Origin of the sequence: Halocynthiibacter sp. (assembly GCF_049608145.1) — a bacterium.
Taxonomy (GTDB): Bacteria; Pseudomonadota; Alphaproteobacteria; order Rhodobacterales; family Rhodobacteraceae; genus Halocynthiibacter.
On sequence record NZ_JBMYXF010000055.1, the window covers coordinates 1 to 18,203 of the forward strand.

At 51.7% G+C, this 18,203-nt stretch carries 21 protein-coding genes; 14 read left to right on the forward strand and 7 right to left on the reverse strand.

Annotation, left to right across the window (positions count from 1 at the left end):
* Together rho and hemJ are read right to left on the reverse strand one after the other, a co-directional pair.
* On the reverse strand, positions 1-1,165 hold a 1,165-nt coding region (gene rho, locus ACPGUT_RS13590; protein ID WP_423992281.1), incomplete at its 3' end, for a transcription termination factor Rho.
* A 133-nt stretch (positions 1,166-1,298) separates the two neighbouring features.
* Entirely contained in the window at positions 1,299-1,751 is a 453-nt protein-coding gene (gene hemJ / locus ACPGUT_RS13595) for a protoporphyrinogen oxidase HemJ (RefSeq protein WP_423992283.1), read from the reverse strand.
* Positions 1,752-2,156: 405 nt separating this feature from the next.
* Between hemJ and ACPGUT_RS13600 the strand changes: the two genes are divergently transcribed.
* Genes ACPGUT_RS13600 through dnaQ form a run of 4 tightly spaced genes read left to right on the forward strand, consistent with a single transcriptional unit; the run spans position 2,157 to position 4,903 of the window.
* Positions 2,157-2,750 carry a Maf family protein gene (locus tag ACPGUT_RS13600; RefSeq protein WP_423992285.1) on the forward strand — a complete coding sequence of 198 codons (594 nt, stop codon included), beginning with the start codon at positions 2,157-2,159 and terminating at the stop codon, positions 2,748-2,750.
* A complete protein-coding gene (locus ACPGUT_RS13605) occupies positions 2,747-3,583 on the forward strand; it encodes a shikimate dehydrogenase (protein WP_423992287.1) in 837 nt (278 codons plus the stop codon). Before ACPGUT_RS13600 ends, ACPGUT_RS13605 begins: the two co-directional genes overlap by 4 nt.
* The gene (gene coaE, locus ACPGUT_RS13610) at positions 3,580-4,176 is read left to right on the forward strand and encodes a dephospho-CoA kinase (protein WP_423992289.1); all 597 of its coding nucleotides are present in this window, start codon (positions 3,580-3,582) and stop codon (positions 4,174-4,176) included. The genes ACPGUT_RS13605 and coaE overlap by 4 nt, the downstream gene beginning before the upstream one ends.
* Entirely contained in the window at positions 4,169-4,903 is a 735-nt protein-coding gene (gene dnaQ, locus ACPGUT_RS13615) for a DNA polymerase III subunit epsilon (RefSeq protein ID WP_423992291.1), read from the forward strand. The genes coaE and dnaQ overlap by 8 nt, the downstream gene beginning before the upstream one ends.
* A gap of 6 nt (positions 4,904-4,909) precedes the next feature.
* Here dnaQ and secB read toward each other — a convergent pair whose 3' ends face one another.
* Positions 4,910-5,410, reverse strand: a complete 501-nt coding sequence (gene secB / locus ACPGUT_RS13620) for a protein-export chaperone SecB (protein ID WP_423992293.1) — start codon at positions 5,408-5,410, stop codon at positions 4,910-4,912.
* A 66-nt stretch (positions 5,411-5,476) separates the two neighbouring features.
* The gene (locus ACPGUT_RS13625) at positions 5,477-5,980 is read right to left on the reverse strand and encodes an FxsA family protein (RefSeq protein WP_423992295.1); all 504 of its coding nucleotides are present in this window, start codon (positions 5,978-5,980) and stop codon (positions 5,477-5,479) included.
* A gap of 95 nt (positions 5,981-6,075) precedes the next feature.
* On the opposite strand from ACPGUT_RS13625, the gene ACPGUT_RS13630 reads away from it, so the two are divergent.
* The 4 genes from ACPGUT_RS13630 to ACPGUT_RS13645 are packed head-to-tail and all read left to right on the forward strand — an operon-like array spanning position 6,076 to position 8,664.
* A complete protein-coding gene (locus tag ACPGUT_RS13630) occupies positions 6,076-6,738 on the forward strand; it encodes a Tim44/TimA family putative adaptor protein (RefSeq protein WP_423992297.1) in 663 nt (220 codons plus the stop codon).
* Positions 6,739-6,759: 21 nt separating this feature from the next.
* Positions 6,760-7,821, forward strand: coding sequence for a murein transglycosylase A (locus ACPGUT_RS13635; protein WP_423992299.1), 1,062 nt, complete (start codon positions 6,760-6,762; stop codon positions 7,819-7,821).
* Positions 7,818-8,432, forward strand: a complete 615-nt coding sequence (locus ACPGUT_RS13640; RefSeq protein ID WP_423992301.1) for a Smr/MutS family protein — start codon at positions 7,818-7,820, stop codon at positions 8,430-8,432. Before ACPGUT_RS13635 ends, ACPGUT_RS13640 begins: the two co-directional genes overlap by 4 nt.
* A 13-nt stretch (positions 8,433-8,445) precedes the next feature.
* On the forward strand, positions 8,446-8,664 hold the full coding sequence (locus tag ACPGUT_RS13645; protein ID WP_423992303.1) for a DUF6500 family protein: 219 nt from the start codon (positions 8,446-8,448) through the stop codon (positions 8,662-8,664).
* Here ACPGUT_RS13645 and ACPGUT_RS13650 read toward each other — a convergent pair whose 3' ends face one another.
* Genes ACPGUT_RS13650 through ACPGUT_RS13660 form a run of 3 tightly spaced genes read right to left on the reverse strand, consistent with a single transcriptional unit; the run spans position 8,665 to position 12,167 of the window.
* Complete coding sequence (locus ACPGUT_RS13650) at positions 8,665-9,750, reverse strand: alpha/beta hydrolase (RefSeq protein ID WP_423992305.1); 1,086 nt, start codon at positions 9,748-9,750, stop codon at positions 8,665-8,667.
* Positions 9,751-9,798: 48 nt separating this feature from the next.
* Complete coding sequence (gene hslU, locus ACPGUT_RS13655) at positions 9,799-11,106, reverse strand: ATP-dependent protease ATPase subunit HslU (protein ID WP_423992307.1); 1,308 nt, start codon at positions 11,104-11,106, stop codon at positions 9,799-9,801.
* The gene (locus ACPGUT_RS13660) at positions 11,103-12,167 is read right to left on the reverse strand and encodes a hypothetical protein (RefSeq protein WP_423992309.1); all 1,065 of its coding nucleotides are present in this window, start codon (positions 12,165-12,167) and stop codon (positions 11,103-11,105) included. The genes hslU and ACPGUT_RS13660 overlap by 4 nt, the downstream gene beginning before the upstream one ends.
* 239 nt (positions 12,168-12,406) lie before the next feature.
* Here ACPGUT_RS13660 and lpdA point away from each other — a divergent pair, with 239 nt between their 5' ends.
* From lpdA to ACPGUT_RS13690, 6 genes are all read left to right on the forward strand, one after another.
* A complete protein-coding gene (gene lpdA, locus ACPGUT_RS13665) occupies positions 12,407-13,798 on the forward strand; it encodes a dihydrolipoyl dehydrogenase (protein WP_423992311.1) in 1,392 nt (463 codons plus the stop codon).
* Between the two features lie 12 nt (positions 13,799-13,810).
* The gene (gene lipA, locus ACPGUT_RS13670; protein ID WP_423992313.1) at positions 13,811-14,758 is read left to right on the forward strand and encodes a lipoyl synthase; all 948 of its coding nucleotides are present in this window, start codon (positions 13,811-13,813) and stop codon (positions 14,756-14,758) included.
* A gap of 21 nt (positions 14,759-14,779) precedes the next feature.
* Positions 14,780-16,192, forward strand: coding sequence for an alanine/glycine:cation symporter family protein (locus ACPGUT_RS13675; RefSeq protein WP_423992315.1), 1,413 nt, complete (start codon positions 14,780-14,782; stop codon positions 16,190-16,192).
* A 79-nt stretch (positions 16,193-16,271) separates the two neighbouring features.
* The gene (locus ACPGUT_RS13680; RefSeq protein WP_423992317.1) at positions 16,272-16,685 is read left to right on the forward strand and encodes a universal stress protein; all 414 of its coding nucleotides are present in this window, start codon (positions 16,272-16,274) and stop codon (positions 16,683-16,685) included.
* Between the two features lie 79 nt (positions 16,686-16,764).
* The gene (locus ACPGUT_RS13685; RefSeq protein ID WP_423992319.1) at positions 16,765-17,763 is read left to right on the forward strand and encodes a GlxA family transcriptional regulator; all 999 of its coding nucleotides are present in this window, start codon (positions 16,765-16,767) and stop codon (positions 17,761-17,763) included.
* A gap of 246 nt (positions 17,764-18,009) precedes the next feature.
* Positions 18,010-18,203, forward strand: a 194-nt coding sequence (locus ACPGUT_RS13690; RefSeq protein WP_423992321.1) for a hypothetical protein, incomplete at its 3' end; no start/stop codon positions are given.

The following is an 18,203-nucleotide window of genomic DNA, read 5'->3' on the forward strand; positions in this document are numbered from 1 at the left end:
CATTCACCAGCAGATCTTCTTTCCGGGTGCCGGATTTCAGGATGTCGATGGCAGGATAAACGCGTTTATCAGCCACTTTACGATCCAGAACGATTTCTGAGTTACCGGTGCCTTTGAATTCTTCGAAGATCACTTCGTCCATGCGCGAACCGGTATCGATCAGCGCGGTTGAAATGATGGTCAAAGAACCGCCTTCTTCGATGTTACGCGCGGCACCAAAGAAACGTTTTGGGCGTTGCAGTGCGTTCGCATCAACACCACCGGTCAGAACTTTACCTGAGGACGGTACAACAGTGTTAAACGCGCGACCAAGGCGTGTGATGGAATCCAGCAGGATCACAACGTCGCGTTTATGTTCCACAAGACGTTTTGCTTTCTCGATCACCATTTCTGACACGGCAACGTGACGTGTTGCGGGTTCATCAAAGGTGGAAGATACAACTTCGCCCTTCACGGAACGCTGCATGTCGGTAACTTCTTCCGGACGTTCATCGATCAAAAGCACGATCAGATAGCATTCCGGGTGGTTTGCTTCGATGCTATGCGCGATGTTTTGCAGCAAAACGGTTTTACCGGTGCGCGGCGGCGCAACAATCAAACAACGTTGGCCTTTACCAATCGGGGAAACCAGATCGATAATACGCGCAGATTTATCTTTGATGGTCGGATCTTCGATTTCCATCTTCAGACGTTCATCTGGGTACAGCGGTGTCAGGTTCTCAAACGCAACTTTGTGTTTCGCTTTCGCGGGATCACCAAAGTTGATCGTTGTCACTGCGGTCAGGCCAAAATAGTTTTCACCCTCGCGAGGGGCTTTGATCACGCCTTCGATGGTATCGCCTGTGCGCAGGGAAAACTTACGGATCATGTCTGGGGAAACGTAAATATCATCCGGACCAGCAAGATAGTTTGCCTCAGGGGAACGCAGATAGCCAAAGCCATCCTGCAGAACCTCAAGAACCCCATCACCAGAGATTTCCCAGCCCTCTTCCGCACGTTCACGCAAGATGGCGAACATCATATCACCTTTGCGCATGGTAGAGGCGTTTTCGATTTCCAGCTCTTCCGCGAGGGGAAGCAGATCTTTCGGCGCGGTCGCTTTCAGTTCAGCCAGAGAAAGTGTGCCAGTAGGCGCGGTATCAGCAGTGATATCGGTGTCAGACATAGGAAGAAGACGTCTCATAGGGTGCCGCAGAACGGTCACATGGAATCATGGGTATGGAAATACACCGTCGGACGACGGGTCGCGACGTTCTTAGTATGATTTCATCTTCTGAGTCAAATCTTAGATCAGAAAATCAAAACGGACGCGCGATAACGGATACAAGGATGATCAAAAGAAACACTGTCGGAACTTCATTCATCATCCGGTACTGTCGCCCAGTCAGTTTGTTTTCACCCCGCATAAAGTCTTTGCGACGATAGCCAAGCCAGTGATGATACCAGGTCATAGCCAGAACTGCCCCAGCTTTGGTCCAAGGCCAGATCGCCGACCAATCAATGATGCCAGGTGTGAAAACCATAAGCAGACCAAAAATCCATGCCCCTGTCATAGCAGGGTTCATAATGGCACGAAGAAGACGACGTTCCATGGTTTGAAACAATTCATCTGTGTCACTGCCCTGTTTTACGGCTTCGGCGTGATAAACAAACAAGCGTGGAAGATAAAAGATACCTGCCATCCATGCGATGATTGAAAAAATATGACCAACTTTGATCCAGATGAACCAATCGTAAAGGAAGTCTGTCATAGAATTGACCTGCTCTGAGTAAGATCTGCGCGTCTCTCTCCTTACTAATAATATATTTATATTAAAGAAAAGAAGATGTTTTTGTAGGGATGCCTGAATCCGTGGATAAGTTTTTCGCCCACCAGGTTATCCTCATGTTTCGAATCTGTGGACAGTTTTGTGCGAAAGCAGATCAAGAGGTGAAATATTCTATTAGTTACAATGGATTATTTAAGTATGGGATTATAGTACCGGTTAATAACTCTGGGGGGATTTAAGTTTTATACAGGCAAAAGTTTTCCTTACCCACACGGGAGAAACTGTTGGCATTGCACCTGAACCTATGTGGATTTACACAGGTTCGGAGCAAAGCCCATTTATCCATAAATTTACGCTCTGTTAACTACAGGAGTTTTCCACAGGGTCATGAACATGTTGTTAGCCTCCGGATCGGAAATTCGCCGTACGCTTTTGGAAAATGCAGGCATTCCAGTTGATGTCGCGCCCGCCCGTGTGGACGAAGATGCGATCAAACAAGCAATGTTGGCGGAAAATCTGCCTCCGCGCGATATAGCGGATGCCCTAGCAGAAGCAAAAGCACGTAAAATCAGTCTGAAAAATCCAGGAACCCTTGTTCTTGGGTGTGATCAGGTTCTGGATTTTAAAGGTGAACTTTTGAATAAACCGAATTCTTCCGAAGATGCGGTGGATCAACTGAAGAAACTGCGCGGTGGAACACATATGTTATTGTCTGCTGCAGTTGTATATAAGGATGGTGAACCGCTTTGGCGTCATATCGGCCAGGTTCGCTTAACCATGCGCGCGTTTTCCGACGAATATCTGCACAGTTATATAGAGCGTAACTTTAGCTCTGTTCGTTTTGCGGTGGGCAGTTACAAACTGGAAGAAGAAGGTGTGCGATTATTTTCGCGCATTGATGGTGACTATTTTAATGTTCTGGGGCTTCCTTTGTTGGAACTTTCGAACTGGCTGACCTTGAGAGGGGATATCGAGGGATGAGTGAAGACAGAATTCCACTGGCGGGGGTGATCGGATCGCCGATTGAGCACAGTAAATCCCCTGTATTACATGGCCATTGGTTAAAACGTTACGGGATTAAGGGCCACTATATCCCTATGAACATTTCACATGAAAACTTGGAAAGCAGTCTTCGTGCGATGCCGGGTTTGGGCTTTGTTGGGGTGAATGTCACGATCCCACATAAAGAAACTGTTTTGAATATTGCGGATAGTGTGACAGATCGCGCGGCCCTGATTGGTGCGGCCAACACGCTGACGTTCTCTGATGATGGTCGTATTATTGCTGATAATACAGATGGTTACGGATTTATTGAAAACCTGAAACAAGGTGCGCCGGGTTGGGATGCAAAAGCGGGCCCTGCTGCGGTTCTTGGCGCAGGCGGCGCTGCGCGTGCTGTTCTGGCCGCGCTTTTAGATGCTGGTGTCGAACGTATCTTGCTGGCAAATCGTACAAAAGCACGATCTGAGGCCTTAAAAGCTGAATTCGGTGCCCGAATTTCTGTTTTCGATTGGGTTCACGCCAACACAATGATCGCAGAGGCCGCAACAGTGGTGAACACCACATCCTTGGGGATGCAGGGAAATGGGCCTTTGAATGTATCTTTAGAAGGATTGCGATCTGAAACTGTTGTGACAGATATCGTATACGCGCCACTTGAAACGGAACTTTTGAAATCTGCACGCGAAAATGGCTGTGTTACGGTCGATGGGCTTGGCATGTTATTGTATCAGGCAGCCCCTGGATTTGAGCGCTGGTTTGGGCAACGTCCCGAAGTAGACGAAGATCTGCGTCAGGCTGTGCTATCCGCATGAAACCTGTTCTTATCGGTTTGACCGGCTCTATCGGCATGGGGAAATCCACGACGGCTGCGATGTTTTCAGATGAAAACGTGCCTGTTTGGGATGCGGATGCAGCCGTTCACAGGCTGTATGATGTCGGTGGAAAAGCCGTTGCACAACTTTGGGATATTTATCCGCAGGCCATTGAAAACAATAAGGTTAATCGTAGTCATCTAAAAGACTGGATTGCTGTGGATAAATCTGCGCTGAAACAGATTGAAGCCATCGTGCATCCCCTTTTGCATGACGACCGTCAAACCTTTATTCAGACGACAACTGCGCCTATTGCCGTGCTTGATATTCCGCTGCTGTTTGAAATGGGAACCGACAAAATCGTGGATGTGATTGTTGTCGTGTCTGCCCCTGCGGATGTGCAGCGCACACGTGTGTTGGAACGCGGAACCATGACACCGGATCAGTTTGAACTGATCCTAAGCAAACAGTTACCGGATGCCGAAAAACGGGCGCGTGCGGATTATGTGATTGAGACGACAGATCTGGACAGCGCCCGGGCAGCTGTGAAACAAGTGCTGTCTGATATCGCGGAAGGGAAGTTTGATGCGTGAACTGGTGTTGGATACGGAAACCACGGGTTTTGATCCGGAAAGCGGCGATCGTATTGTTGAAATCGGTGCGGTTGAACTGTGGAACCACATGCCCACCGGCGAAACCTATCACGTGTATATCAACCCTGAACGCGATATGCCCGAAGGGGCGTTTGGCGTGCATGGGATTGGTCCGGATATTATGGTGCCGCCGCGCAAACCTGAACCAGGTCAGGTCACCCTGAAAGATAAGCCATTATTTAAAGATGTGGCGCAGGGTTTTCTAGATTTTATACGTGATGATGTGATGGTTATCCATAACGCCAGCTTTGATATGAAGTTCTTAAATGCGGAACTGCGCTGGCTGGGTATGCGTGAACTGCCGATGTCGCAATCTTTGGATACCCTTGCAATTGCACGGAAAAAATTTCCAGGATCGCCCGCGACCCTGGATGCGTTGTGCCGTCGCTATGTCATTGATAACAGCAATCGGACGCTGCATGGCGCGTTGTTGGATTCAGAAATTCTTGCGGAAGTGTACCTGGAACTGATCGGGGGTAAACAACCTGATTTTGGCCTGTCCACCAATCAGTCCAGTACATCAGGTGGATCAGATGGCGGGGCGACTTGGCGGCCCGGAAAACGAACAAATCCCCTGGCCCCACGTCTGACGGAAGACGAAAAAAAAGCCCACGCCGAATTTGTATCCGGCATGGGCGATGAAGCGGTCTGGAACCGGTTTTCTTAAGAGACCTTAAGAAACGGTCTGACCTTTTTTCTCTTCCTGGGCACGACGGGCCAGTTCCTGACGATACAGGCTGACAAAGTCGATGTTTTCGAGGTTCAGCGGTGGGAATCCGCCATCACGTGTGACGTCTGATACGATGCGACGCACGAATGGGAACAGCATGCGTGGGCATTCAATCAGAAGATATGGGTGCATCTGTTCTTCTGGTACGTTTTCAACAACGAAAACGCCGCCGTATTCCAGTTCCATCATGAACAAAGAACTGCCGTCAGTCTTGTTTTTTGAATGGATGGAAAATTTGCTGATCACTTCGTAAGTGTTTTCAGCTTCACGCTTTTTCGCGTCCAGATTTACCTGAACCTGAATGTCTGGTTGCACGTCGCCCTGAATGCCTTTCTGGGCCACGATGTTTTCAAAAGACATATCGCGAATAAATTGTGCAGCAATCTGCATACGTGGAACAACAGGTTGTTCGGGTGCAGCAGCGGCTTGTTCGTTTTCGGCCATTTGGCTCTCTCCGGTGATAAAATTTGCAGAAGTCTTAACAGGCGATCAGCCCGGGAACAACCGTTGCTAATGTTGTGTCCAGCCTGACGGTTTGTCAGAAGGCGTCTGAATGCGGGGGGCATCTTCGGGAACCTCGGAATATTCGCCATCCACTACATCATCTGCAGCGGTGGGATTATATCGTGGTTGCGCGCCGGGCTGGGCGCCCATGGTGAAGCTTTGCATTTTCACACGAGATCGCAGGTATTTCAGCGCCATCACGCGAAATGGTGGAAAAAGCAGAAGAAAACCGGCGGCATCGGTGAAAAACCCAGGGGTCAGAAGCAGCGCACCGGCAAACAGGATCATCGCCCCATGGGCCAGTGGTTCTGTTGGGTCACGCATTTCATTGAATGACCCGCGCAATTGCCCCATGGCCTGCGCGCCCTGTGATCGGACAAGCCATGTGCCCATAACCGCGGTGATCACAACGACAGCAAGGGTCGGGAACAGGCCAATCGCCCCCCCAACCTGGATAAATAAAGCGATTTCAATCAGCGGAACCGCAAGAAACGCAACAAACAGCCACATATGGGCAATCCTTTCGTCAGCTTCGGTGGACTTGCGCCCACCCACCACCTACATATGTATCAACAACAAATGTTTCCATCCTTTTGAGGGTATTCATGAACGATTCATCTTCACTTCAGCTTCTGGTTCTTGCCGGCGTTGCTATTTTTCTTTTCCTGAAACTCCGTTCTGTATTGGGAACCAGAGAAGGATTTGAAAAGCCACCTGTGCCACGCCGTAATGCCTCTGATGACACCCGGCGGAATTTTGAAGTGATCGAAGGCGGCCCTGATCGCGATATTATCGATCACGTTGAAGAAGGCAGCGCCGAAGCAGGTGTTCTGGCCGCGATGAAAACCGCAGAGCCATCCTTTTCGGTGACTGAATTTATTGGTGGCGCACGCGGTGCCTATGAAATGATCCTGATGGGGTTTGAACGTGGTGATCTTGGCGCGATCAAGCCGTTTTTGGCGAATGATGTGTACGAAACCTTTGCCGAAGTGGTGACTGATCGTGAATTCAAAGGTTTGACAATCGAAGCTGAATTCATCGGGATTCGTGAAATTTCTATTGCCGGCGCTGAATTTAACAGTACCACCCGCGAAGGCGAAATTTCCGTACGTATCATCGGTGAACTGACATCTGTGGTACGCGATCGTGGCGGTGATATCATTGAAGGTGATAAAACCGCGGTAAAGCGCCAGCGTGATACTTGGACATTTGCCCGTGAAATGGGTGCGGATAACCCGAACTGGAAGCTTATCGCGACTGGCGAATAAGCTGGTCTGCGCAGTAATTGGATGAATGCCGTGATACCCCGGGGAATACGATATGTCCTGTTTGCGGCACTTATTCAGGTGGGCCTTGTGATGTCTGTGAAGGCGGAAGAAACCTATAGTTTACTGCAGTTTGACCAGCTTGACGGCTGGCAGGATGACAATCATGCAGAAGCTTTTTCTGCCTTTCTGGAAACCTGTGGCGATCTGAATGATCCGGAATGGAAGGCGATTTGCGCGCTAGCGAAATCACGTCCGATGGATCAGGCCGCCGCACAGACATTCTTTGAAATGTTTTTCCGCCCCGTTCTGATCGAAGACGGTGCCCCGATGTTGTTCACAGGGTATTTTGAACCAGAACTTTCGGGATCCCGCACACGCACCGGCCGGTTCCGTTTCCCTGTTTATAGCCTGCCGGGTGATGCAGGTTTGCGCCGCATGTCACGTCGTCAGATTGAAGAAACAGGCGCCTTGCGCGGGCGTGGCCTAGAAATCTGCTGGGTGGATGATTCTGTTGAGTTGTTTTTTCTGCAAATTCAAGGTTCTGGTCGTGTTCGGCTGACCGATGGGAGCGTCCTGCGTGTGGGGTATGCCGGGGCAAATGGTCATGAATACAGATCCGTTGGGCAGGAATTGATCCGCCGTGGGATCTATAACCGCCATCAGGTTTCTGCTGGAGTCATAGCCAACTGGGTGCGTCGCAACCCTGTGGATGGGGCTGAACTGTTGCGCCATAACGGTTCTTTTGTGTATTTCCGGGAATTGCGTCATGTGCCGTCGCATAAAGGGCCGTTGGGGGCGATGAACCGATCTGTGACAACGATGCGCACCTTGGCAGTAGATCGCAGATACACGCCTATGGGCGCGCCGGTCTGGATCGAGAAAAATGGAAATGATCCTTTGCGCCGCCTGATGGTGGCGCAGGACACGGGGTCTGCGATAAAAGGGGCGCAGCGCGCTGACATCTTTTATGGTTCTGGTGATCTGGCCGGGCGTGCTGCGGGCCGGGTCCGTGACAGTGGAAGAATGGTTGTGTTGTTGCCAATAACTCTTGCGTTTCAAAAGGTTCCGGAGGGCGACCTATGAGCCGCAAACATGGTGGGCGTAGGTTACGCCCCGAGGAAGAAGCATTGTGGAACAAGGTTGCTGATACCACAAATCCGCTGAAGAAATCTGCAGCTTCTGATAAGCCGATAGAAAATCTGACGCCTGATCCACTTAAAAAGATACGCGAACCTGCCCGTCCACGTGATCCGATTTCACCTTTCAAATTGGGTGAACGGGCCAGCAGAAAGGCCGCAGGGCACGTGGTTTCCCCGTCTATCAGCGAACAAGTTGCCGGGCAGCCTTTGCAGATGGATAAAAAGAATTTCACCCGTCTTAAACGGGGTAAACTTGTGCCCGAAGCGCGCCTTGATCTGCATGGTATGACGCTGAACATGGCGCATCCAATGCTGAACCGCTTTATTCTAGACGCCCATGCCGATGGGCTGCGGCTGGTCCTTGTTATTACGGGCAAAGGTAAAGATCGCGATGCTGGCGGGCCAATCCCGGAACGCGTCGGTGTTTTGCGTCATCAGGTGCCACAGTGGTTGCATGGTGGTGCCTTGCGCGGGGCAGTGTTGCAGGTTGTAGAAGCCCATAAAAAACACGGCGGGGGTGGGGCTTGGTATGTTTATCTGCGTCGCCGCCGGTAGTTGAGGACAGCAAATGCGTGCAAAAATGCAGCAGAAAATCATCGATGTCTGTGATCGAAAGATCGCACAAAAAGGCGATGGGGTTGGGGTGTCATTTTATGCATTTTTCGCAAATAAGAATGATGATCCTGAACAGTTGATGGAAGTCGCCACCTGGTGGATTAAGACGCATAAGTTGGATCATTTTGAAAAAGCGGTGAAAATTCGGAATATGATAATTTCTGAGGCATGATCATTGCGCGACCGGTGGCAACAGGATCTGCGCCGCATTTTGCACCACCAGAACGGCCCCTGCCCCAACACCCGCCCTGTTTTGGGTTTCATCAGACAGGCTTGCAACCACGCCCTGCATACGCTGCATCGTTTCAATCAGATCAGCTGAGTTTCCGACATTAAAATGGCCGCCACGGGTGGTGTAATCACCGGTATTGATGACAAGAATGTCAAAGTCAGAGACATCTTCAGCGCCACCCAACGTGCCCACGCGTTGCTTTAATCCTGTGACCCAGGCTGACAGACGCAGCGCAGGATCACGGTCAGATGTGATCAACACCAGGGGATCAGGCAGTTCACCAATGTCATGCAGTTGATTGCGAAACACATCGACATCAATATCTGCGGAAATCAGCACCACACCGTCAATCATGCGTAGCATCTGATCACTGTCTCGCAGGGCCATGGTGCGTATGACTTCCATTGATAAAAGGCCACCCATGGAATGTCCGACCAGCAGAATTTCCTGGGCACCAGCGGCTTTGACATCATGGATCAACTCTTCCAGACCACGCCTTGCGAACAGCATAGAATCCCGGTCATGCAAATATCCCAATGGGTGCGCGGCACTGGGCCAGGAATAATGCACTGCAATATCAGGGTTTTCAAAATCATGGGACAATTGCGCCATACGGTAAATTCCATCAGCGAAACTGTTTAGAAACCCATGTACATAGATGGTTGCACGCCGGTTGCCACGGGGACGCTTGCGCAGTTCTGAGGCAAGTTCCCGGCGAAACTCTTGGGATCCGTCATAGAGGTTTTCACCTGTGGCAACGAAGTGTTTTAACGCATCGGGTGTGCGTCTTGGCCATTCGATCTGGCCGCTTTCATGGGCAGGTGGTACAGATATATTGTATCGGCCATATCCCGTTATCTCGCTGCGATCGGCCCCGTAGCGCAACACAAGATCCGGGGCACGGCTGGTGGCAAAAAAGACCGGGATGTCATCCGGGGCGGCTGCATCAGGCAGCTGGGTGATCTGTGACACAGGTGGGGCACAGGCCGTGATAAACAGCAGTGAAAAGATCAGAAAAAGGCGCATGCTACCCTGCAAAATGATTTTCCACAGGGTAGCATAAGGTTTCGTGAATTAAAGCACGTAGCGTGACAGATCAGACGTTTTCACCAATTCGCCCAGATTTTCTTCGACGAAAGCTGCATCAACTGTGATTTCTTCGCCTGCACGATCCGGGGCAGAGAAACCAAGATCTTCGAACACACGTTCAATCACTGTATAAAGACGGCGCGCGCCAATGTTTTCCACGCTTTGGTTTACGTCAGCGGCAATTTTGGCAAGGGCTGCAATACCGTCGTCGGTGAAGGTGACAGTCAGGTCTTCGGTGCCCATCAGGGCGGTGTATTGACGTGTCAGCGCGTTGTCCGTTTCCGTCAGGATGCGCACGAAGTCTTCTTCGGTGAGGGCACGCAGTTCGACGCGAATGGGCAGACGCCCCTGCAGTTCTGGCAACAGATCAGATGGTTTTGCGATGTGAAATGCACCGGATGCGATAAACAGGATGTGGTCGGTTTTGACCGGACCGTGTTTTGTGGAAACGGTGGTGCCTTCGATCAAAGGAAGAAGATCACGCTGAACCCCTTCCCGGGACACATCACCACCGCGGGTTTCCTGCCGTACGGCGACCTTGTCGATTTCGTCCAGGAACACGATGCCGTTTTGTTCAACAGATTCCAAGGCCGTGCGGGTGACGGTTTCATCATCCAGCATTTTGTCGGCTTCTTCACCGATCAGAATGTCATAGCTTTCAGACACGGTCATTTTCTTACGAGACGTCCGACCCCCCATAGCTTTGCCAAACAGATCACCAATGTTCATCATGCCCATATTGGTGCCCGGTTGACCTGGGACTTCGAACATTGGCATTGGATTTGATGTGTCAGCGACATCCAGTTCGATCACTGTGTCATCCAGTTCGCCTGCGCTTAGCTTTTTGCGGAACATTTCTAGTGTGGCTTCGCGGGCATCTTCACCGGCGATGGCGCGCAGAACACGATCTTCAGCGGCGGCATGGGCCTTTGCTTTGACTTCCTCACGCATCAGTTCGCGGGTCTGACCGATGGCGGCATCGGCAAGATCACGGATGATTTGTTCCACGTCACGGCCCACATAGCCAACTTCGGTGAATTTTGTGGCTTCGACTTTTAGAAACGGTGCGCGGGCCAACTTTGCCAGACGGCGCGAGATTTCCGTTTTCCCCACACCTGTTGGTCCGATCATCAGAATGTTTTTGGGATAAACTTCTTCGCGCAGATCATCAGGCAGTTGTTTGCGACGCCAGCGATTGCGCAAAGCCACAGCAACGGCACGTTTGGCGTCATTCTGACCGATGATAAAACGGTCAAGTTCGGAAACGATTTCACGCGGGGTAAGGTCGGTCATTCGGACTCCACAATGGTCATCTTATAAGGTGGCAGGCGGTGCTTGCCGGGGAAGTTGGGTAATATATGCATCAAACGCGCGCGGATCTGAACCCAGAACACGCCCAGAGCGGTGATAAATGCGCCAAGAATGATCAGGGTCATGACGATGCCTGCCCCTTCGTTGAAGCTGTTGCCAAGGGCCCAGATCAGGATCGCAGCAAGGTAACCAATGCCAGCGGTCAGGAAAGATCGACGATCAATGATCAGCGCCAGAAGGGTGATGAAGAACAGTGCAATGGCCGTATACAGATAGGCGACATTACCATCGGCACTGAGCAGAGAGAAGGCAACTGTGTTCACGATAGCGGGCGCGGCCAGCAGATGCAGCCAGAACCCAGTGGCTGACAGGCGTGAAATCCGGTTTGGATCGCGCAGATCAAAATACATGCCCCCCATAAAGGCCAAGACACCCGCAATTAGAGATGCCCAGGCAAAGGCGGACCCGGATTGCAGATCAAAAGACGGGCCATCGCCAAACAAAGCCACATCATTAGGGGATTCATAACCGCTGATCAGTGCGAAAATGCCCAGAAAGGCATATGCGCCAAGGATGAACATTGAAAACGGAAGGCGGAAAATTCGGAAATAGAATGCCATCATGATCATACCGGTAATGGACAGAGCAATGAAGGACGGATCATCGGTGAATGCAAACAAGGTTGCAGCAGTAAACAAAGCCACACCCATGGCCAGGAACATACCAGGCAGGGTCATGCGGCGTTTGCGGATAATATAGATGGAAAACACCCAACAGAAGATCAGTCCGACAATGGGCATCGCCACACCGCCGCCGATCACACCGCTAAATGCCAGCATCCCGGCCAGCAGCAACCCAAGGCCAACGGTGACGAAAATCTCAGAAAATCCCTTAAAGAATTCAAACGGTTCATCTTCTGCGGCCATAGCTTCCCGTTGACCGTTTCTTGTTTGTGCAAGTGATATAAGGCTTGCAGCCTGTTTCTCGGTGAGAATGTCAGCGGCGACGGCGGCGCGAATATCTTCCGTTTCAAAATTGGTCACAATATCTGCCCTTATCAATGACGTATGGGATGGAATCTAAGCCGGAAAACAAGAAAAACAAGGTTTCCACAAGACTATAAACACGGCTTTCCCCTCTAAAATGTGATTTCTGAAACAGAGAAAAAGTGTTGCTATAATAAAAAATTCCACTATAGGAAACAAATGACCCTTAAGGGGAAATGAAGGTTTCTAACGGGAAACCGGGCCAAGCGCAATCAAATGCAAGGAGTGGGGCAACAATGTCTGATTATGATCTGGTCGTGATTGGTGGCGGCCCTGGTGGCTATGTTGCAGCGATCCGCGCGGCCCAGCTTGGGCTGAAAACGGCCTGTGTTGAAGGACGTGGCGCCCTTGGTGGTACCTGCCTGAATGTGGGTTGCATCCCATCCAAAGCTTTGCTGACCTCTTCGGCGAAATATGCCGAACTGTCCCATCTCTCCTCCCACGGGGTATCCGTCGAAGGGGCCAGCATTGATGTTTCTGGCATGCTTGCGCGCAAGGATAAGATCGTAGGGGATCTGACCAAAGGCATCGGGTTTCTGTTTAAAAAGAACAATGTTGATCTGATCGAAGGTTGGGCGTCTATTCCAGAAGCGGGCAAAGTATCCGTATCCGGTGACAACGCCTGTGAATTGACCACAAAGAATATCCTGATCGCGACCGGTTCTGAACCGACGCCGCTGCCAGGCGTTGAGATTGACGAAGTGAATGTTGTGTCGAGCACGGGCGCGCTTGAACTGCCTGAGGTGCCCGAGCATCTGGTGGTGATCGGTGCAGGTGTGATCGGTCTTGAGCTGGGTCAGGTTTGGGCCCGTCTTGGCGCGAAAGTCACCGTGGTTGAATATCTTGACCGCATCCTGCCTGGGATCGATGGCGAGATCGCAAAGCTTGCACAGCGCGCTTTGGCGAAACGTGGGCTGAAGTTCCAGCTGGGACGCGCGGTGAAATCCGTTGACGCAACAGACGCCGGTCAAACCCTGACCATGGAACGCGTTGGCAAAGACAAAATCGAAACCCTTGAGGCGGACAAAGTGCTGGTGGCGATTGGTCGTCGTCCTGTCACCAATGGTCTTGGCCTTGATGCGCTTGGCGTCGCGGTTAATCAGCGCGGCTTTATTGAGGTTGATGGCAGCTTCCAGACGTCCGTTTCTGGTATCTACGCCATCGGCGACTGTGTTCCTGGCCCGATGCTGGCGCATAAAGCCGAAGAAGACGGCGTTGCTTGTGTCGAAATGCTGACAGGTCTGGCTGCGCATGTGGATTACGGCATGGTGCCTGGCGTTGTTTACACCGATCCTGAAATTGCGTCTGTCGGTCAAACCGAAGAGCAGTTGAAAGAGGCTGGCGTTGATTACATCAGCGGTAAGTTTGCTTTCATGGCGAATTCTCGTGCGCGCTCTTCCGGAGAAACCGATGGTGCGGTGAAGGTTCTTGCCCGCCCAGATGGTACGCTTTTGGGCGCACATATCTGTGGCGCACATGGCGGTGACCTGATCGCGGAACTTGTTCTTGCGATGGCCAAAGGCGCCACTGTTTCTGAAATTGCGGCCACCTGTCACGCGCATCCGTCCATGGCGGAAGCGGTGAAAGAAGCCTGTCTTGATGCGCTTGGCCGCGCGATCCACGCATAAGGGTTTTCGTCTATGAACGCGCCAGTCCTTCGCCAGCGACACCCTGAAAAGGCCCATCGGCCTGACAATGCGATTTCCCGCAAGCCAAAGTGGATTCGCCGCAAAAAGATTGAATCGCAGGAATATTATGAAACCCGTCGCCTGATGCGGGAACATGATCTGACGACTGTGTGCGAAGAAGCCGCCTGTCCCAACATTGGCGAATGCTGGTCGAAACAGCACGCAACAATGATGATCATGGGCGAAACCTGTACGCGCGGTTGTTCTTTCTGCAACGTCGCCACCGGTAAACCGGATGCGCTGGATGCGTTTGAACCTGGGCGCGTGGCGAAAGCTGTGCAAAAACTAAACCTGCGCCATGTGGTGATCACATCTGTGGATCGTGATGATCTTGACGATGGTGGTGCAGATCACATTGCCCAGACCATTCGCGCTGTGCGTCACAATTGTCCTGAGACCTCGATTGAGGTTCTAACGCCTGATTTTCTGGGCAAGGGCGATGCGGGCGATATTGTCTTTGAAGCGGCCCCGGACGTGTTCAACCACAACCTTGAAACTGTGCCGCGTCTGTATCCGACGGTACGGCCCGGTGCGCGTTACTATCAGTCGCTGCGTCTTCTGGATGACGCCAAGCGCGCTAATCCTTCGATATTTACGAAATCCGGCCTGATGGTCGGTCTTGGGGAAACGCCAGAGGAAGTGCGTCAGGTCATGGATGATCTGCGCGCCGCCAATGTCGATTTCCTGACGGTCGGGCAGTATCTGCAACCTACCGCAAAACACCACAGAGTGGATCGTTTCTGGACACCTGAGGATTTTGAAAAACTGGAACAGGCCGCACGTGCCAAGGGCTTTTTAGGGGTTTCAGCGACCCCTTTGACGCGGTCCTCGTTCCATGCAGATGAAGATTTTGCCGCCCTTAAACAGGCCCGTGAGGCCAAACTGGCGGCAGATAAATAGAAACGCAACGGGAGGAAAACCATGGAAGCGTTATCAAATTTTGTAGGTACCATTAACGGTATCGTATGGGGGGCACCAATGCTCGCCGTGATCCTGGGGGTGGGTTTTTTCCTCCAGGTTGGTCTGAAATTTATGCCAATCGCAAAGCTTGGCACAGGTTTCAAACTGTTGTTTGCAGGCCGTAAAGATGGCGGCGAAGGCCAAATCAGCCCATTCAACGCGCTGATGACATCTTTGTCCGCAACCATCGGTACAGGTAACATCGCTGGTGTTGCGACTGCGCTGTTCCTGGGCGGGCCTGGTGCTCTGTTCTGGATGTGGATGACAGCCCTTGTGGGTATGGCAACCAAATATGCCGAAGCTGTTCTTGCGGTGAAATACCGTGAAAAAGACGAGCTGGGCAACTATGTTGGTGGCCCGATGTACTACATCAAAAACGGTCTTGGTTCCCAGTGGCACTGGCTTGGTTTTGCCTTTGCTCTGTTCGGCGCGATTGCTGCTTTCGGCATTGGTAACGGCGTACAGGCAAACGGTGTTGCACAAGTTCTGGACACAAGCTTCTCTATCGACCCTAAAATCACAGGCGTGATCCTGATGGTTCTGACTGCGGGTGTTATCCTTGGTGGTATCACACGTATTGGTGCGGTTGCTGGTAAACTGGTTCCTTTCATGGCTGTTGCTTATATCGCTGCTGGTCTGATCGTTCTGCTTCTGAACATCGGCGCAATTGGTTCTGCTCTGGGTCAGGTCTTTACCTACGCGTTCACACCATGGGCTGCTAAAGGTGGCGCTGCTGGTGCTGCTGTATGGCTGGCAATTCGTTTTGGTGTTGCACGTGGTGTATTCTCCAACGAAGCTGGTCTGGGTTCCGCACCTATCGCACACGCTGCTGCGTCTACTGCTGGTCCTGTAAACCAGGGTCTGATCGCGATGCTGGGCACATTCATTGACACAATCATCGTATGTTCCATCACCGGTCTGGCGATCATCGCTTCCGGCGCGCTGGACGCATCTATTGCTGATTTCGTTGCCAATGGTGAAACTGAAGGCTACAGCGCAATTTCTGGTGCAGCTCTGACGTCTCTGGCGTTTGAAACAACTTTGCCAGGCATCGGCGGCTACCTGATCGCTATTGCACTGTCCATCTTCGCATTCACAACCATCCTGGGCTGGTCCTTCTATGGTGAAAAATGTGTAGGCTACTTCTTCGGTGCAAAAGCTCTGATGCCTTACCGTGTCCTGTGGATCATCGCGATCTACTTTGGTGCGACAGCTGATCTTGGCTTCGTATGGCTGCTGGCAGACACGCTGAACGCAATGATGGCGATCCCGAACCTGATCGCTCTGGCGCTGCTCAGCCCGGTTGTTTTCAAGCTGACACGCGAATTCTTTGCATCAAATGGTGCAACAGAAAACGGCACACCAGCTGAATAAGTAATATCCCGGGGGCGGGTCTACCTGCCCCCGGATTTTCTGAATTCCTTATCTGAACTCACATCCTAGGAGATGACAGATGGCGACTAAAATCCTGCTTCCGATTGAACACACTGATGATCAATCCTGGAAGAAATCCCTGCCTGTTGCACTGGAGCAGGCGAAATTCTACGGCGCAACGCTTGAGGTGGTTTCGGTCATTCCTGAAATCGTTCAACTGCCAAACCTGCCTGCCAACTATGGCGCTGGTGCGAAAGATCATGTCACGGGCGTTCTGCGCAGCATCTTGGACAGCAATGGTGCCGAAGGCGTGGCCATTCATGTTGAAGAAGGCAGCGTTTACCGCGAGATCCTGAAGCTGGCTCATAAAGAAGGTTTCGATCTGATCGTTATGGCCTCTGCCAAAGGTGACTTCCCGAACTACGAAATCGGTCCGAACCTTGCCCGTGTTGTGCGCAACGCACATTGCTCGGTCACGATCGTCCGCGCGTAATACCGTTCCCGGTGTCGCCCCATGTGGGCGGCACATTCTGTTCCGTTTTCCCCGATGTGGATATCTGAGAGGACATAATATGACAATTTCCGAGCCAGCCCAAACAGCCGCGATGCAATCTTTTGCCCCGACCCTGGGACAATCGCAACATCAGGAAATCACTGTCATTTTGCCCGAAGCGGTTCCTTATTCCGCGGCGCATATGGTGGCTGAAGTGTTTCAGACAGCCAATGACCTAATAGCCTCGACGCCTTACCGTGTTTCAGTGCATAGCCTGTCTTCGCCGATTGAAAATGATCCGCGTTACTGGCAGCGCCGTACCGTGATCCTTTTGGGGGATTTGCATCAACGTTGGAAGCTGAACACCGCCCAACGCAGTCGTCTTGTGCAAACTCTGCGCCTTTCGCAACGCAGCATCTTGATCGGCAGCGCCATTTTTCTGCTGTCTGACGGGGCGATGAATGGGGGCCATAAGGTTGCCATTCACCCCAATTTCCGCGCGGCTGCCATGGAAGAAAACCTAGAGGAACAGACCGAAGGTGCGGCGACAGCCAAATCTGGCCGGATTCACAGCGCCATCAGTGCCTTCGCTGCCCTGCCCCTGTTGATTGAGATTATTCAGCAAGATCACGGTCACTTCCTGGCGGATGCGATCGGTGAATACCTGGGCCTGTCCCAGAACCGTGAAAATTCGTCCCGTGCTTTCATGCAGCTGCGTCAAAGCGCCTGTGACGACCCATTGATTGTGGGTGCTTTGAAGGTCATGCAGGAACACATAGAAGACCCTTTGAAGATTAAGGAAATCGCCCAGATGTCTGGCGTGTCTACACGTCAACTGGAACGGCGTTTTCAGGAAAAAGCGGGCACGTCCCCACTGCCGGCCTATCGCGCATTGCGCCTAGAGCGGGCCCAGCAATTGCTGCAACATACAAGCCTGTCGTTGCCGGAAATTGCTGTTGCAACCGGCTTTGGATCACGTTGTAATCTGACGCGCTGGTTTAATAAAGAATACAAAAGTACGCCTCAGCATATGCGACAGATGAGCTTCGCAGGTGACAGCGCACAAGCTTGCGCATAGGTGTCTTCCCGCTAAATTAACTTATTTTAAAGGGTCTGCCTCTGGCGGGCCCCAACCTATTGGTGTGTGGCGTATTTCACGCACAACTGCGCCGCGGTTTCGCCTTATTTCTGTTATTGAAAAGTCATAAATGGGACATTTTGCCACCAGATTTTCATAGTTTTAGTTTTGTTATTGTTTTGTTAACCGGGGCTGATTCCCTGTTTTTTGCTGTTTGGTATTTATTCATTATCAGAGGGCATACGCGTGTCGGAGCTTCCATTCATATGCGACGGGGATATTGATCCTGCGTTTTCAGCCGGGCTTGAGGCGCTCAGCGCTTTGTCCGGGGCGTCGGGGTTTGGTGTTGTTCTTGTGACGCAGGACAATCAGGAACACCGGTTTGCCAACAGATCCATGCCGCGCCCGTCGTTAGGGGATGGGTTCCCTGCGGGGCGGGT